This window comes from Pseudomonas sp. PDM21, from assembly GCF_014852505.2.
Classification (GTDB): Bacteria; Pseudomonadota; Gammaproteobacteria; order Pseudomonadales; family Pseudomonadaceae; genus Pseudomonas.
The window spans coordinates 6,605,976-6,621,499 of sequence record NZ_CM181223.1 but is presented as its reverse complement, the minus strand read 5'-3'; the positions used below and the strand labels follow the sequence as shown (position 1 = coordinate 6,621,499).

Sequence of the window (15,524 nt, the reverse complement as noted above, 5' to 3'; positions counted from 1 at the left end):
CTCAGCAGGGTATTGCGATGACTTCCCGTGTACTGATCGTCGACGACGATCCGGTGATTCGCGAGCTCCTCCAGGCCTATCTCGGCGAGGAAGGCTATGACGTGCTTTGCGCCGGCGCCGCCGAACAGGCCGAGGCGTGCCTGGCCGAAGCCGAGCAGGCCGGTCAGCCCATCGACCTGGTGATGCTCGACATCCGCCTGCCCGGCAAGGACGGCCTGACCCTGACCCGCGAGCTGCGGGTGCGGTCGGAGGTCGGCATCATCCTGATCACCGGGCGCAACGACGACATCGACCGTATCGTTGGCCTGGAATGCGGCGCCGACGACTACGTAATTAAGCCGCTGAACCCCCGCGAGCTGGTGTCCCGCGCGAAGAACCTGATCCGCCGCGTGCGCCACGCCCGCCAGCCCGCCGCCGCGCCCGTCCAGGGCAGCAGCCGGCAGAACCACAAGCGCTTCGCCCACTGGACGCTGGACCCGGACCGCCGCCGCCTGATCGACGCCGGCGGCAGCGAAACCCCGCTGACCCACGGCGAGTTCCAGCTGCTCGGCGTATTCCTGCGCAACACCGGCCACACCCTGAGCCGCGATCAGCTGATGGACCAGATCCGCAACCGCGAATGGCTGCCCAACGACCGCTCCATTGATGTGCTGGTCGGTCGCCTGCGCCGCAAACTGCGCGACGACCCGGCCGAGCCCGAACTGATCATCACCATCCACGGCGCCGGCTACCTGTTCACCGCCACGCCCGCCGACGCCTGAGCCAGCACAATGATCTGGAAGGGCTTGGAGCAGTCCCCTCTCCCTTCGAAGCGGGGCGCGCAGCCAGGGTCAGGGAGAGGGAAATCCCCGCTCCAGTTCCTCCTGTATTTCCTGGCTTTGCTCTTCTGCACCGCCACCCAAGCCGCCCAGCCCATCCGCTACTGCGACTACCCCGTCTACCCCCCCATTTCCTGGACTGATGGCCATGAAGTTCGCGGGCTGGCGCCGCAGACCGTGCGCAGTGTGCTTGGCGGGCTGGGCTACGAGGTGAAGACCGTGGTGCTGGGCAACTGGAAGCGTTGCCTGCTGGACGCCGCCGAAGGCCGCGTCGACGTGGTGCTCGCCTACCAGACCCCGCAGCGCGACGATGGCCTGCTGTTCTCCCGCGTGCCGGTGCTGCGCGAGGAAGTCGCGATCTTCTACAACCGCCGCAAGCCGGTGCGTTTCGACCAGCTCGGCGACCTCGCCAATTACCGTGGCGGGCTGCTGTTCGGCGAAAGCTACGGGCCGGAGTTCGACCATTTCGTCGCCGAGCACGGCAATGTCGAATGGGTCTCCGACAGCCGGCAGAACTTCGGCAAGCTGATCCGCCAGCGCATCGACTTCATCGCTCACGAGCGGCGCACGGGTACCCTGTTCGTCGAGCAACTGGCCGGCGGCCAGGACATCGCCGCGCTGCCCCGACCGTTGACCGTGGATTACCTGCGCATCGCCGTCTCCCGCCATTCGCCGCTGGCGGCGCGGATGGAGGAGATCGACGCGCTGCTGAAGCAGCGTGTGGACGACGGCAGTGTCGCCCGCTGGCTGCAGCAGAGCGAGCACGACTACCGCGCCATGCTCGCCGGCGACGGGGTGCCGCGATGAAGCTGCCCGGCGGCCTGGCCCGGCGCCTGCTGCTGCGGGTGCTGCTGTTCAGCCTGTGCTTCACCGTGCTGGCCAGCGCGGTGCAGCTGTACTTCGAATACCGCCGCGAGATGCGCGACATCGACACCCGGCTGGAGCTGATCCGTGTCGGCTATCTGGCCAGCTTCGAACGCAGCCTTTGGGACCTCAACCAGGAGCAGCTCAACGTGCAGCTGCACGGCCTGGCCGACTTCCCCGACATCGCCCAGGTGCGCCTGCGCAGCGCCGACTTCAACCTGGTGCAGGACGCCGACGACCCGCGCGGGCCGTTCCGCGTCGAGCGCTATGCGCTGGCCTTCCAGCCGCCGGATGGCGAGCGCCGCGACCTGGGCGAGCTGGAAATCAGCATCGACCTCGGCGCCGTCTACCTGCGCCTGCTCCACGGCGGGCTGACCAGCCTGCTGTGGATGGGCGTGTTTCTCTGCGGCCTGGCGGTGGCGCTGAGCTGGCTGTTCCACAGCCTGGTCACTCGCCACCTGCGGGCCATGGCCGGCTTCGTCCGTGGGCTCACCGGCGGCGACCTGGGCACCGAGCTGGCGCTGGCCAAGAAACGCTCAGGTGAAGAGGACGAGATCGACACCGTCGCCGATGCCCTCGATGGTTTGCGTCGTGCCCTGCGTGCCGAACTGCGCCGGCGCGAGGCCGACCGCGAGGCGCTGCAGAGCAAGCGCGACGAGCTGCAGCGCCGGGTCGAGCGGCGCACCGCCAGCCTGCGCCGCGCCAAGGAGGAGGCTGAGGCCGCCAACCGCGCCAAGAGTCGCTTCCTCGCTACCATGAGCCACGAGATCCGCACGCCGCTCAACGGCATCCTCGGCATGGCCGAGCTGCTGCGCGCCGCGCCTTTGGGCGAGCAGGACCGGCGCCGCCTGCAGGCGCTGTCCACCGCTGGCGAAGGGCTGCTGGCGATCCTCAACGAGGTGCTGCACTTCGCCAAGCTGGAAGACGGCGCCAGCCAGCCCGAGCCGGTGGACTTCTCCCTGCGCCGCCTGCTCGATGACGTGGTGACCCTGCTGGAACTGCGCGCCGAGGACAACGGCAGCTGCCTGCGCCTGCGCATCGAACCCCAGGTGCAGGACGGTTGTCGCGGCGCCGAGCAGTTCCTCCGTCAGGTACTGAGCAACCTGCTGGCCAACGCGGTGAAGTTCACCGAAGAGGGCGAGGTGCTGCTGGAGGTCGCCGTGTTGCAGGGCAGCGAGGCCGGGCAGTGCCTGCGCTTCAGTGTGACCGACGACGGCATCGGCATCTCCGCCGAGCAGCAGGAAAAAATCTTCCAGCGTTTCACCCAGGCCAGCGACGAGGTGGCGCGGCGCTACGGCGGCACCGGGCTGGGGTTGGCGATCAGCAAGCGGCTGGTGGAAGCCATGGGCGGCGAGATCGGCGTGGAGAGCCTGGAAGGCGAAGGCAGCACCTTCTGGTTCGAAATCATGCTGGCGCCGGGCATAGTGCCGCGCTCCGACGTGATCATCGAGCCGGCGCCGGCCCTGGACGTGCTGGTGGTGGAAGACGTCGCCCTCAACCGCGAAGTCGCCCAGGCTTTGCTGGAGCGCGACGGCCACCGCGTGCAGCTCGCCGACGATGCGCAACCCGCGCTGGCGCTCACCGCCGCGCGGCGCTTCGACCTGATCCTGCTGGACATGCACCTGCCGGGGATGACCGGCCTCGACCTGTGCCGGGCGATCCGCGCGCAGTCCGGTGGGCTCAACGCGACCACGCCGATCCATGCTTTCACCGCCAGCGTGCAGCCGGGCATGGTCCGCCGCTATTTCGAAGCCGGCATGCAGGGCGTGCTGGGCAAGCCGCTGCGCCTGGAAGACCTGCGCCGCGCGTTGTCCGGGGTAGCCTGGGAGCTGCTGCCCGCGGCTGTGGATAACGGCCCGCTGGACCGCCAGGTTCTGGATACCCACCGTCGCCTGCTGGGCGAGCACAAGCTGAACGAACTGCTCGCCAGCCTGTGGAAGCTGCTCGATGAGCAATGGCCGCTGCTGCTGGATGCCTTGCGCCAGGACGATGCGGTGGAGGCTGCCAGCCTCGCGCACCGGTTGGCGGGGAGTTGCCGGTCCATGGGGTTGCGTGGCTTGGGGGATTGTCTGGGCGAGCTGGAAGCAGCGGCGCTGGCGGGAGCTGCGCTCACTGGTTGGACGGAGCAGCTGGAGCAGGAACGGTCGTTGGCCGGCGAACTGATGGGCTCCCTGTAGGAGCGGGCCATGCCCGCGATCGCGCGCATGGCGCGCTCCTACAGGTTATCCGCCGACCGCTGCGGCGGATAACGCTGGCGCGTTATGCGCTTTACGAAAATCAGAAGCGCTGGAAAGCCCCGCCCCACAAGCCCTGCACAAAATCCTTACATCTTTCTACAACTTCGATCCAGGCGAACAACCCCGTCTTACATCGCCTTCCAATAATCCGGTGGCATCCGTGCCCGAGCCACGGCCTCTGATTGATTGGAGATAACAATAATGATCCAACGTAGAGTTCCGCTCAGCCGCGCCCGCCGTTCCCTGGAGGTGCGCCATGTCTGAGACCCATCACGCCGGTAGCGGCGAGAAGATCCAGCTCACCCGCGCGCTGAAGAGCCGCCATATCTTCATGCTGTCCCTGGGCGGCGTCATCGGCACCGGCCTGTTCATGGGCTCGGGCGTCACCATCAGCTCCGGTGGCCCAATGGGCGCCATCCTCGCCTACCTGGTCGCGGGCCTGCTGATGTACCTGGTGATGGTCTGCCTGGGCGAGCTGTCGGTGCAGATGCCCGTCTCCGGCTCCTTCCAGGCCCACGCCACGCGCTTCATCGGCCCGGCCACCGGGTTCATGATCGGCTGGGTCTACTGGATGAGCTGGGCCTCCACCGTCGGCCTGGAATTCACCGCCGCCGGCATGCTGATGACCCGCTGGTTCCCCGAGGTGCCGATCTGGCTCTGGTCGGGCTTCTTCGTGGTCGTGCTGTTCTCCCTCAACGCCCTGGCCACCCGCGCCTTCGGCGAGGCCGAATACTGGTTTTCCGGGATCAAGGTCGCAGCCATCCTCGGCTTCATCGTGGTCGGCCTGCTGGTGATCTTCGGCGCCATCCCGCTGAACGATGGCGCGGCCGCGCCGGGGCTGTCCAACCTGGTCAGCGATGGCCTGTTCCCCAACGGCCTGTCTGCCGTGTTCGCGGTGATGATGACGGTGGTCTACGCCTTCCAGGGTTGCGAGATCATGGGCGTCGCCGCCGGCGAGACCGACCAGCCGGAGAAGAGCATCCCGCGCGCCGTGCGCAACGTGGTGTTCCGCGTGCTGATCTTCTATGTGCTGGCGATTGCCGTGCTCTCCTGCATCGTGCCGTGGAAGCAGGCCGGGCTGATGGAAAGCCCCTTCGTGCAGGTGTTCGACATGGTCGGCATCCCCTACGCCGCCGACATCATGAACTTCGTGATCCTCACCGCGATCCTGTCCGTGGGTAACTCCGGCCTGTACGCCTCCACGCGCATCCTCTGGGCCATGTCCAAGACCGGCATGGCGCCGCGCAAGCTGTCCAAACTCAGCGCCCGTGGCGTGCCGCTCTATGCGCTGCTGATCAGCCTGGCGTTCGCCCTGCTCTCGCTGCTCACCAGCGTGGTCGCCGCCGATACCCTGTTCATGGTGCTGATGGCGGTGAGCGGCATGGCCGGCACCGTCACCTGGATCGTCATCGCCTACGCCCAGTACCGCTTCCGCCGCGAGCACATGGCCAAGGGCGGCACCGTGGCTGACCTGAAGTACGCCGCACCGCTGTTCCCGCTGATCCCGCTGGCGTGCATCGCGATCTGCTGCTCGCTGTTCGTGTTCCTCGCCATGGACCCGACCCAGCGACCGTCGCTGTATTGGGGCTTCGGCTTCATGGCGGCCTGCTACCTCGCCTACTTCCTGCTCAAGCGCAAGCGCGGGCAGGTGCTGAGCGACGAGGCGGTACCGAGCCTCGGCTGAGGCTTCGCCCGTTCCGCAGAAGCCCCGCAGCGCGGGGCTTCATGCTTTTTGTAGGAGCGGGCCATGTCTGCGAACAATCCCCGCAGCGGGCTCGGTCGCGGGCGTGGCCCGCTCCTGCAGGGCCGCTTCGCTGCTGAACGATTGTTCGAAGTTGTAACAAGCCCGCCGCGACTTCCCTGCAAAACCCCTCAGCCCCCGCACCGCGCGGCCTTCCCGTCGATTGGCGGAGCGTTACAAGCCACCCATTCGGGTGGATTGCCGTCTTGCTGAACACTTGTTTAGTATTGGCTCCAACGCTTCACCCGCCTCAGCAAACGACTACAAGAACGAGGGCAGCATGACTCAGCCATCCCCGCTCAGCCGGGTCCAGGACGGTATCGCCTGGATCACCCTGAACCGCCCCGAGCAGCGCAACGCGCTCGACGTCCCCACGCTCAAGAACCTGCTCGCCCTGCTCGAAGCCTTTGAGGCCGACGAGGCCGTGCGCGTCATCGTGCTCAGCGGTGAAGGCCGCAGCTTCTGCGCCGGCGCCGACCTCGCCGAATGGGCCGAGGCCGAAGCCCGTGGCGAACTGGAAACCTACGGCTGGACCGAAACCGCCCACGCCCTGATGCGCCGCCTGCACGGCCTGGACAAGCCGACCATTGCCGCCGTCAACGGCACCGCCGTCGGCGCCGGGATGGACCTCACCCTGTGCTGCGACTTCCGCATCGCCGGCGCCTCCGCGCGCTTCAAGGCCGGCTACACCGGCATGGCCTACTGCCCGGACGCCGGCGCCAGCTGGCACCTGCCGCGCCTGATTGGCAGCGAAGCAGCCAAGCGCCTGCTGTTCCTCGACGAACTGTGGAACGCCGAGCGCGCGCTGCAGGCCGGGCTGGTCGGCGAAGTGGTCGCCGACGATCAGCTGCAGGCCCAGGTCGGCGAGTTCGCCGCGCGTCTGGCTGCCGGCCCGACCTTCGCCTTCGCCCAGACCAAGCGCCTGATGCGCGACGGCGCCGCCCGCACCCTGGCCCAGCAACTGGAGGCCGAACAGGCCGCCGGGCTGCTCTGCGGCCGCAGTGAAGATGCCGCCGAGGCGCTGCGCGCCGTGGCCGAAAAACGCTCCCCCCAATTCAAAGGCCGCTGACGGCTGCAGGTGATGTGATGGATTTCCAACTGACCCAGGAACAGGAAATGCTCGTCGAGGCGGTCAAGGCTTTCGTCGAGAAAGAGCTGCTGCCCTACGAGGAAGAAGTGGACCGCGCCGATGCGGTGTCCCCGGAGCTGGCGGCGAAGATTCGCGGCAAGGCCCTGGCGGCCGGCTTCTATGCCTTCAACATGCCCGAGGAAGTCGGCGGTGGCGGCCTGGACTACCTGTCCCAGGCGCTGGTCGAGCGCGAGCTGTCCAAGGTGTCCTGGGCGCTGCACGTGTTCGTCGCGCGCCCCTCGAAGATCCTCATGGCGTGCAAGGGCGAGCAGATCCAGGACTACCTGCTGCCGGTGGTACAGGGCGAGAAGATCGACTGCTTCGCCCTCACCGAACCGGGCGCCGGTTCCGATGCCAACTCGATCAAGACCCGCGCCGTGCGTGATGGCGAGGACTTCGTGATCAACGGCTCCAAGCACTTCATCAGCCACGCCGGCCATGCCGACTTCGCCATCGTCTTCGCGGTCACCGACACCTTCGAGCGCAATGGCAAGAAGCGCAACGCCGTGACCGCCTTCCTGGTGGACAAGGGCACCGTCGGCATGACCGTGCGCCGTGGCCCGAAATGCGTGAGCAACAAGGGTTACCACACCTACGAAATCTTCTTCGACGACTGCCGCGTGCCGGCTTCCAAGGTCCTCGGCGAAGTCGACAAGGGCTGGGAAGTGGCCAACGCCTGGCTCACCGCCGGCCGCGTGATGGTCGCCGCCAACTGCGTCGGCCAGGCACAGCGCGCGCTGGACCTGGCGCTGCAGTGGTCGGCCGACCGCAAGCAGTTCGGCGCGGCCATCGGCAGCTACCAGGGTATCTCCTTCAAGCTCGCCGACATGGCCACGCAGATTCGCGCCGCCGAGCTGATGACCCTGCACACCGCCTGGAAGATGGACCGCGGCAGCATGACCGACGGCGAGGCCGGCATGGCCAAGCTGTTCGCCAGCGAAGTGCTGGGCAAGGTCGCCGACGAGACCGTGCAGATCTTCGGCGGCATGGGCCTGATGGACGAAGGTCCGGTGGAACGCATCTGGCGCAATGCGCGCATCGAGCGCATCTGGGAAGGCACCTCGGAAATCCAGCGCCATATCATTTCCCGCGAACTGCTGCGTCCGCTGCTGCGTTGAGGCCCGTGCGATGAAACGCGAAAACCTCCAGCGCCTGCTGGCGCCCCGGCACCTGGCCTTCATTGGCGGACGCAGCATGGCGCGCGCGCTCAAGCGCTGCGCCGAAGGCGGCTTCGCCGGCCAGATGTGGCTGGTCAACCCGCAATACGACGAACTCGAAGGCGTGCCCTGCGTACGCAGTATTGCCGAGCTGCCCGAAGGGCCGGATGCAGTGTTCGTCGCCACCAACCGTGACCTGACCCTGCAGGCCGTCGCCGAACTGGCTGCCAGGGACGCCGGCGGCGCCATCTGCTACGCGTCCGGCTTCGCCGAGACCGGCGCCGAGGGCGAAGCCCTGCAGCGCCGCCTGCTCGCCAGCGCCGGCGACATGGCCCTGCTCGGCCCCAACTGCTACGGCCTGCTCGACTACCTGCACGGCTCCGCGCTGTGGCCGGTGGCCCACGGCGGGCACCTGGTGGAGAAGGGCGTGGCGGTGCTGACCCAGAGCGGCAACTTCGCCTACAACCTGTCCATGAGCGACCGCTCGCTGCCCATCGCCTACATGGCCTCGGTGGGTAACCAGGCGCAACTGGGAGTGGCTGAGCTGATGGACGTGCTGCTCGACGAGCCGCGCGTCACCGCCATCGGCCTGCACCTGGAAGGCTTGAAGAACGTCCCCGGCTTCGCCCGCGCGGCCTTCAAGGCGCTGCAGAAAGGTATCCCGGTGATCGCCCTGAAGACCGGTGTTTCCGAGATCGGCGCCGAACTCGCGCTCAGCCACACCAGCTCCCTGGCCGGCTCCGACGCGCTGTACGACGCGCTGTTCGACCGTCTCGGGGTGATCCGCGTCAGCGGCCCGGTGAGCTTCATTGAAACCCTCAAGGCGGCCGCTTGCGGCAACCTGCCGGCCGGCCCCAGCCTCGCCGCGCTGGCCTGCTCCGGTGGTGATGCCGGGCTGATCGCCGACTACGCCGAACGCAACGGCCTGAGCCTGCCCAAGCTGGTCGACGCGCAGCGCGCCGAACTGGCCCAGGTACTGCCGGACTACGCCAACATCGCCAACCCGCTGGACTTCACCACCGCCATCTGGGGCGATGGCCCGGCGCTGGACCGCATGCTCGACAGCGCCCTGCAGACCCCGGCCGATGCTGCCCTGCTGGTGCTGGACTACCCCGGCGAGGAAACCGGCGAGCGCCCGCAGTGCGACCTGCTGCTGGAGCTGTACTGTGCGGCATTGAAGCGCCACGACAAGGTTGGCTTCATCGCCTCCGCGCTGCCCGAGCTGCTGCCCAAACATGCCCGCGAACTGCTGCATTCCCACGGCGTCGCCGCTTTGCAAGGCGTGGAAGACGGCCTCGCCGCCTGGGGTCGCATCGCTCACTACCGTCTGCGCCGCGAAGCGCTGCTGGCCCGTGGCGAAGCCGCGCTGGTACCGCTCTGCCCGCAGGCGCTGGACAGCGAAGGCCGGTTGCTGGACGAGTGGCAATCCAAGCAGGCGCTGAAACCCTTCGGCCTGCCGCTGCCGCGCGCCGCCCTGAGCACGCCGACCCAGGCCCGCGAAGCGGCCGCCGATGTCGGCTTCCCGCTGGCCTTGAAAGTGGTCAGCGCGCAGCTGCCGCACAAGACCGAGGCCGGCGGCGTGGCACTCAACCTGCGCAACGAGGCGGCGCTGGAAGCCGCGCTGTTCGACATGCGCGAGAACATCGCCCGCCACGCCCCCGGCGTGCCCTTCGACCAGGTGCTGCTGGAACGCATGGCCAATCCGCCGCTGGCCGAGCTGATCGTCGGCATCAAGCGCGAGAACGGCTTCGGCCTGGCGCTGGTGCTGGGTGCCGGCGGCATCCTCGTCGAGCTGCTCAAGGACAGCCGCAGCCTGCTGCTGCCGACCACCGACGCGGCGATCCGCGACGCCCTGCTGGGCCTGCGCAGCGCGCCGCTGCTCACCGGTTTCCGGGGTCGCCCGGCGGTGAACCTGGAGGCGCTGGTGGAGGCCATCCGCGCCGTCGCCGACTACGCCTGCGAGCACGTGGACAACCTGCTGGAACTGGACGTGAACCCGCTGCTGGCGGACGCCGATGGCGCCGTGGCGGTGGATGCGCTGATCCGCACCGCTGAGTGATCTGCAGCAGGACCTGAAGGAAGAACACGAACGCCCCCCTCTCCCTGAAGGGAGAGGGAGCAAAAGCGGCGCACGCCGGACACTCGGCGTTGGCCCCAACGAGTAGGGCGAGTAACCGCTTGCGGTTATCCGCCGAAGAACAGTTCGGGAGATCGTTCATGCAAAACGACAAGACCCTCACCGGCGGCCAGGCCCTGGTACGCCTGCTGGCCAACTACGGCGTCGACACCGTGTTCGGCATACCCGGCGTACACACTCTGGAGCTGTACCGTGGCCTGCCCGGCAGCGGCATCCGTCATGTGCTGACCCGCCATGAACAGGGCGCCGGCTTCATGGCCGACGGCTATGCGCGCGTCAGCGGCAAGCCGGGTGTGGCCTTCATCATCACCGGCCCGGGGGTGACCAACGCCGCCACCGCCATCGGCCAGGCCTACGCCGACTCGATCCCGATGCTGGTGATTTCCAGCGTCAACCACACCGCCAGCCTGGGCAAGGGCTGGGGCTGCTTGCACGAGACCCAGGACCAGCGCGCCATGACCGCGCCGATCACCGCTTTTTCCGCCGTCGCCCTGAGCGCCGAAGACCTGCCCGAGCTGATCGCCCGCGCCTACGCCGTGTTCGACAGCGAGCGCCCGCGCCCGGTGCACATCTCCGTGCCGCTGGATGTGCTGGCCAACCCGGTCGCCCGCGACTGGACCCACGAAGTGGTGCGCCGCGCCGGCCGTGGCCAGCCCAGCAGCGAAGCGCTCAAGCAGGCTGTGGATAAGCTCCAGGCTGCAAAGCGCCCGATGATCATCGCCGGCGGCGGCGCGCTGCATGCCGCCGATTCCCTGGCCGCGCTCAGCGAGCGCCTGGCCGCGCCGCTGTTCACCAGCGTCGCCGGCAAGGGCCTGCTGGCGCCGGAAGCGCCGCTCGCCGCGGGTGCGACCCTGTGCACCCAGGCCGGTTGGGACATGATCGCCGAGGCCGATGTGGTCCTGGCCATCGGCACCGAAATGGCCGACACCGACTTCTGGCGCGACCGCCTGCCGGTCACCGGCGAGGTGATCCGCGTCGACGTCGATTCGCGCAAGTTCAACGACTTCTACCCGAGCGCCGTGGCGCTGCTGGGCGATTCGAAGGCCACCGCCGAGGCGCTGCTCGCCGCGCTGCCGAGCGCGAGCCGGGATGCGGCGAAAGCGCAGTCGCGCATCGCCGAACTGCGTGCGCAGATCGACGGCGGCCACGCGCCGCTGCAACTTATCCACAAGTCGATCCTGGAACGCATCGCCAAGGTCCTGCCGGACAACGCCTTCATCGCCAGCGACATGACCCAGCTGGCCTACACCGCCAACTACCTCTACCCGAGCAAGGCACCGCGCGGCTGGCTGCACCCCACCGGCTACGGCACCCTCGGCTACGGCGTGCCTGCCGGTATCGGCGCCAAGTTCGGCGCGCCGGAGCGTCCCGGCCTGGTGCTGGTCGGCGACGGCGGCTTCCTCTACACCGCGCAGGAACTGGCCACCGCCACCGAGGAGCTGGACAGCCCGCTGGTGGTGCTGCTGTGGAACAACGATGCGCTGGGGCAGATCCGCGACGACATGATCGGCCTGGACATCGAGCCCATCGGCGTCCTGCCGCGCAACCCGGACTTCGCCCTGCTCGGCCGCGCCTACGGTTGCGAGATGTGCCAGCCGCAGAGCCTGGACGAACTGGAGCGCGACCTGCGCGCCGGCTTCGGCCATCCGGGCGTCACCCTGATCGAGCTGAAACACGCCTGCGCCCAGTAGGACCCGTTGCACCCGCCGGAGCCCACGGGCTCCGGCACCTTGAAGGAAGCACAGCATGCGCTACTCGAACTTCACCCAACGCATCGCCGGCGACGGCGCCGCCGCCTGGGACATCCACTACCGCGCCCTGGCGCGCATGGAGCAGGGCGACGACATCCTGCTGCTGTCGGTGGGCGACCCGGACTTCGACACTCCGGTGCCCATCGTGCAGTCGGCCATCGACAGCCTGCTGGCCGGCAACACCCACTACGCCGACGTGCGCGGCAAGCGCTCGCTGCGCGAAGCCATCGCCCGCCGCCACACCCAGCGCAGCGGCCAGGCCGTCACCAGTGATGACGTGGTTGTGCTGGCCGGCGCCCAGTGCGCGCTGTATGCCGTGGCGCAGTGCGTGCTCAATCCGGGCGACGAGGTGATCGTCGCCGAGCCGATGTACGTCACCTACGAAGCGGTGTTCGGTGCCTGCGGCGCCAAGGTCATCCCGGTGTCGGTGCGCTCCGAGCACGGCTTCCGCGTGCAGGCCGAGGACGTCGCCGCACTGGTCACCCCGCGCACCCGCGCGCTGGCGATCAACAGCCCGCACAACCCGTCCGGTGCCAGCCTGCCGCGCGCCACCTGGGAAGCGCTGGCCGAGCTGTGCATCAGCAACGACCTGTGGATGATTTCCGACGAGGTCTACAGCGAGCTGCTGTTCGACGGCGAGCACATCAGCCCTGCCAGCCTGCCGGGCATGGCCGAGCGCACCGCGACCCTCAACAGCCTGTCGAAATCCCACGCAATGACCGGCTGGCGAGTAGGCTGGGTGGTCGGTCCGCAGGAGCTCTGCGCGCACCTGGAAAACCTCGCCCTGTGCATGCTCTACGGTTCGCCGGACTTCATCCAGGACGCCGCCTGCACTGCGCTGGAAGCCAGGCTGCCGGAACTGGAAGCCATGCGCGAAGCCTACCGCCAGCGCCGCGACCTGGTGCTCGACTGCCTCGCCGACTGCGTCGGCGTGCGCGCCCTGCGCCCGGACGGCGGCATGTTCGTGATGGTGGATATCCGCGCCACCGGGCTCTCCGCCCAGGACTTCTCCGACCTGCTGCTGGACCGCCACGGCGTCTCTGTGCTGGCCGGCGAAGCCTTCGGCCCCAGCGCCGCCGGGCACATTCGTCTCGGCCTGGTGCTCGGCGCCGAACCGCTGCGCGAAGCCTGCCGCCGCATCGCCCTGTGCGCCGCCGAACTGCTCAAGGAAAAACGCTATGCGTGAGCGTACACAGCTCTACATCGATGGCGCCTGGGTGGCGCCGCAGGGGCAGGGCATGGCCGAGGTGCAGAACCCGGCTACCGAGGAATGCGTCGGCCGTGTGCCGCTGGGTGGCGAAGGCGACGTGAACCGCGCGGTGGACGCTGCCCGCCGTGCCTTCCCAGCGTGGTCGCAGACCCCGTCCCAGGTGCGCGCCGGCTATATCCGCGCGCTTGCCGAGCAACTGAAGAACCGTGCCGACGAGATGGCCGCGCTGATCACCGCCGAGCTGGGCATGCCCATCCAGTGGTGCCGCATGGTGCAGGTCGACGGGCCCCTCGAGGGGCTGGAAAGCTACGCCGCCATGGCCGCGCACATGGACGAATTGCGCGAGGTTGGCAACTCGCTGGTGGTGAAGGAAGCGGTGGGCGTCTGCGCCTTCATCAACCCCTGGAACTACCCGCTGCACCAGCTGATCGGCAAGCTCGCCCCGGCGCTCGCCGCCGGCTGCACCGTGGTGGTCAAGCCGAGTCAGGACACTCCGCTGCACGCCTTCCTGCTGGCCGACATGATCCACGCCATCGGCCTGCCGGCCGGCGTGTTCAACCTGGTCAGCGGCCCCGGTTCCAAGGTCGGCGAAGCCCTGGCGCGGCACCCGGACGTGGACATGGTGTCCTTCACCGGCTCCACCGGTGCGGGCGTCAAGGTCTCCGAAGCCGCGGCGCCGACGGTCAAGCGCGTGTGCCTGGAGCTGGGCGGCAAGTCGCCCTTCCTGATCACCGCCGATGCTGACCTGGCCACCGCCGTGCGCCACGGCGTGCAGGACGTGATGATCAACTCCGGGCAGACCTGCACCGCGCTGACGCGCATGCTGCTGCCGGCCCATCGCTATGCCGAAGCTGTGGAAATCGCCCGCGCCGAAACCCTCGCGCTGAAGATGGGCGACCCGCTGGATGCCGACAGCTTCCTCGGCCCGATGTGCTCGGGCGGCCAGCGTCGCACCGTGCTCGATTACATCCGCGTCGGCGAGGAAGAGGGCGCGCAGCGGGTCTGCGGCGGCGCCGAGCGCCCGGCCCATCTGGAGCGCGGGCACTACGTACAGCCGACGATCTTCGCTGGGGTGAACAACCAGATGCGCATCGCTCGCGAAGAAATCTTCGGCCCGGTGCTGTGCCTGATTCCCTACGCCGACGAGGCCGAGGCGATCGCCATCGCCAACGATTCGCCGTTCGGCCTGTCCAGCGCCGTCTGGGCGGGCGACCGCGAAGATGGCCTGCGACTCGCCCGGCAGATGCGCGCCGGCCAATGCTTCGTCAACGGCGGTGCCTTCAACTACCGGGCGCCGTTCGGTGGCTACAAGCAGTCCGGCAACGGCCGCGAATGGGGTGAGCAGGGACTGCACGAGTTCGTCGAGCTCAAGGCCATCCAGCTTTAAACAGACCCCCTCTCCCTCCGGGAGAGGGCTGGGGTGAGGGCTGTGCCGCTCACCGACTTGTCAGGAATCCACATGAACGTACTGATCGTCCACGCCCACAACGAACCGCAATCCTTCAGCACCGCGCTGTACCAGCTCGCCGAGGAAACCCTGCGCGGCCAGGGCCATGAGGTGCAGGTCTCCGACCTGTACGCGATGAACTGGAACCCGGTGGCCAGCGCCGCCGACTTTGGCGCCCGCGCCAACCCCGAATATCTGGTCTATGCGCTGGAACAGCGTGAAGGCGCCAAGGCCAGGACCATCGCCGCCGACATCCAGGCCGAGCTGGACAAGCTGCTCTGGGCCGATCTGGTGATCTTCAACTTCCCGATCTACTGGTTCTCCGCGCCGGCCATCCTCAAGGGCTGGTTCGACCGCGTGCTGGTCTCGGGCATCTGCTACGGCGGCAAGCGCTTCTACGACCAGGGCGGCCTGGCCGGCAAGAAGGCGCTGGTGAGCGTGACCCTCGGCGGGCGCGACCACATGTTCGGCGACGACGCCATCCACGGCCCGCTGGAAGACATGCTGCGGCCGATCCTGCGCGGCACCCTGGCTTACACCGGGATGAGCGTGCTGCCGCCCTTCGTGGCCTGGCACGTGCCTTACATCAGCAACGAGGACCGCCAGGAGTTCCTGCGCCAGTACCAGGATCGCCTGCAGAACCTGGAGAACGACCAGCCGCTGGAGTTCGTACGTCTGGATCAGTTCGACGAGCGCCTCTATCCGCTGCCGCGCTGACCGCTTTTCTGTAGGAGCGAGCTTGCTCGCGAACCCTGCTGTACTTCGGTGTTTCGGGCTGCCCTCACCCTAACCCTCTCCCAGAGGGAGAGGGGACTGATCGGCGAAGGATGAAGCAGTGGTGTCAGCCGGCACGAACTGCCCCCTCTCCTGGGGGAGAGGGCTGGGGTGAGGGGACCGCCCTCGCGTCGAACTCACCCGGCAGAAACGAAAAAGGGCGACCATCCGCAGATGGCCGCCCCTGGAGAAAGAGTCAGTCGCTGCAGCCAGGTATGCGCGGGGGAGAGGGCCGTCGATTGGTGTATCGGCGGCCGTA

Annotated in this window: 11 protein-coding genes; all 11 read left to right on the top strand. The window is 68.2% G+C overall.

All coding sequences use genetic code 11. From position 1 onward, the window contains the following. Nucleotides 1-11: 11 nt before the first annotated feature. The 11 genes from IB275_RS30490 to IB275_RS30440 all read left to right on the top strand — a co-directional run bounded on the left by IB275_RS30490 (nt 12) and on the right by IB275_RS30440 (nt 15,208). The gene (locus IB275_RS30490; RefSeq protein WP_192294697.1) at nt 12-761 is read left to right on the top strand and encodes a response regulator; all 750 of its coding nucleotides are present in this window, start codon (nt 12-14) and stop codon (nt 759-761) included. 102 nt (nt 762-863) lie between these two features. Continuing rightward, nucleotides 864-1,625 carry a substrate-binding periplasmic protein gene (locus tag IB275_RS30485; RefSeq protein WP_192294698.1) on the top strand — a complete coding sequence of 254 codons (762 nt, stop codon included), beginning with the start codon at nt 864-866 and terminating at the stop codon, nt 1,623-1,625. Beyond that, nucleotides 1,622-3,859 (top strand): ATP-binding protein, encoded by a 2,238-nt coding sequence (locus IB275_RS30480; protein WP_192294506.1) that lies wholly within the window; start codon nt 1,622-1,624, stop codon nt 3,857-3,859. The genes IB275_RS30485 and IB275_RS30480 overlap by 4 nt, the downstream gene beginning before the upstream one ends. Before the next feature lie 316 nt (nt 3,860-4,175). Continuing rightward, nucleotides 4,176-5,603 carry an amino acid permease gene (locus tag IB275_RS30475; RefSeq protein ID WP_192294508.1) on the top strand — a complete coding sequence of 476 codons (1,428 nt, stop codon included), beginning with the start codon at nt 4,176-4,178 and terminating at the stop codon, nt 5,601-5,603. A 337-nt stretch (nt 5,604-5,940) separates the two neighbouring features. Then, complete coding sequence (locus IB275_RS30470; RefSeq protein ID WP_192294510.1) at nt 5,941-6,729, top strand: enoyl-CoA hydratase/isomerase family protein; 789 nt, start codon at nt 5,941-5,943, stop codon at nt 6,727-6,729. Nucleotides 6,730-6,746: 17 nt separating this feature from the next. Next, on the top strand, nt 6,747-7,907 hold the full coding sequence (locus tag IB275_RS30465; RefSeq protein WP_081519054.1) for an acyl-CoA dehydrogenase family protein: 1,161 nt from the start codon (nt 6,747-6,749) through the stop codon (nt 7,905-7,907). A gap of 10 nt (nt 7,908-7,917) precedes the next feature. Then, nucleotides 7,918-10,005, top strand: coding sequence for an acetate--CoA ligase family protein (locus IB275_RS30460; protein WP_192294512.1), 2,088 nt, complete (start codon nt 7,918-7,920; stop codon nt 10,003-10,005). Nucleotides 10,006-10,163: 158 nt separating this feature from the next. Then, on the top strand, nt 10,164-11,774 hold the full coding sequence (locus IB275_RS30455; RefSeq protein ID WP_192294514.1) for a 5-guanidino-2-oxopentanoate decarboxylase: 1,611 nt from the start codon (nt 10,164-10,166) through the stop codon (nt 11,772-11,774). 55 nt (nt 11,775-11,829) lie between these two features. Then, nucleotides 11,830-13,020, top strand: coding sequence for a pyridoxal phosphate-dependent aminotransferase (locus IB275_RS30450; RefSeq protein WP_192294516.1), 1,191 nt, complete (start codon nt 11,830-11,832; stop codon nt 13,018-13,020). Further along, the gene (locus IB275_RS30445; RefSeq protein ID WP_192294518.1) at nt 13,013-14,431 is read left to right on the top strand and encodes an aldehyde dehydrogenase family protein; all 1,419 of its coding nucleotides are present in this window, start codon (nt 13,013-13,015) and stop codon (nt 14,429-14,431) included. The genes IB275_RS30450 and IB275_RS30445 overlap by 8 nt, the downstream gene beginning before the upstream one ends. A 72-nt stretch (nt 14,432-14,503) precedes the next feature. Then, nucleotides 14,504-15,208, top strand: coding sequence for an NAD(P)H-dependent oxidoreductase (locus tag IB275_RS30440; protein WP_192294520.1), 705 nt, complete (start codon nt 14,504-14,506; stop codon nt 15,206-15,208). Nucleotides 15,209-15,524: the final 316 nt, after the last annotated feature.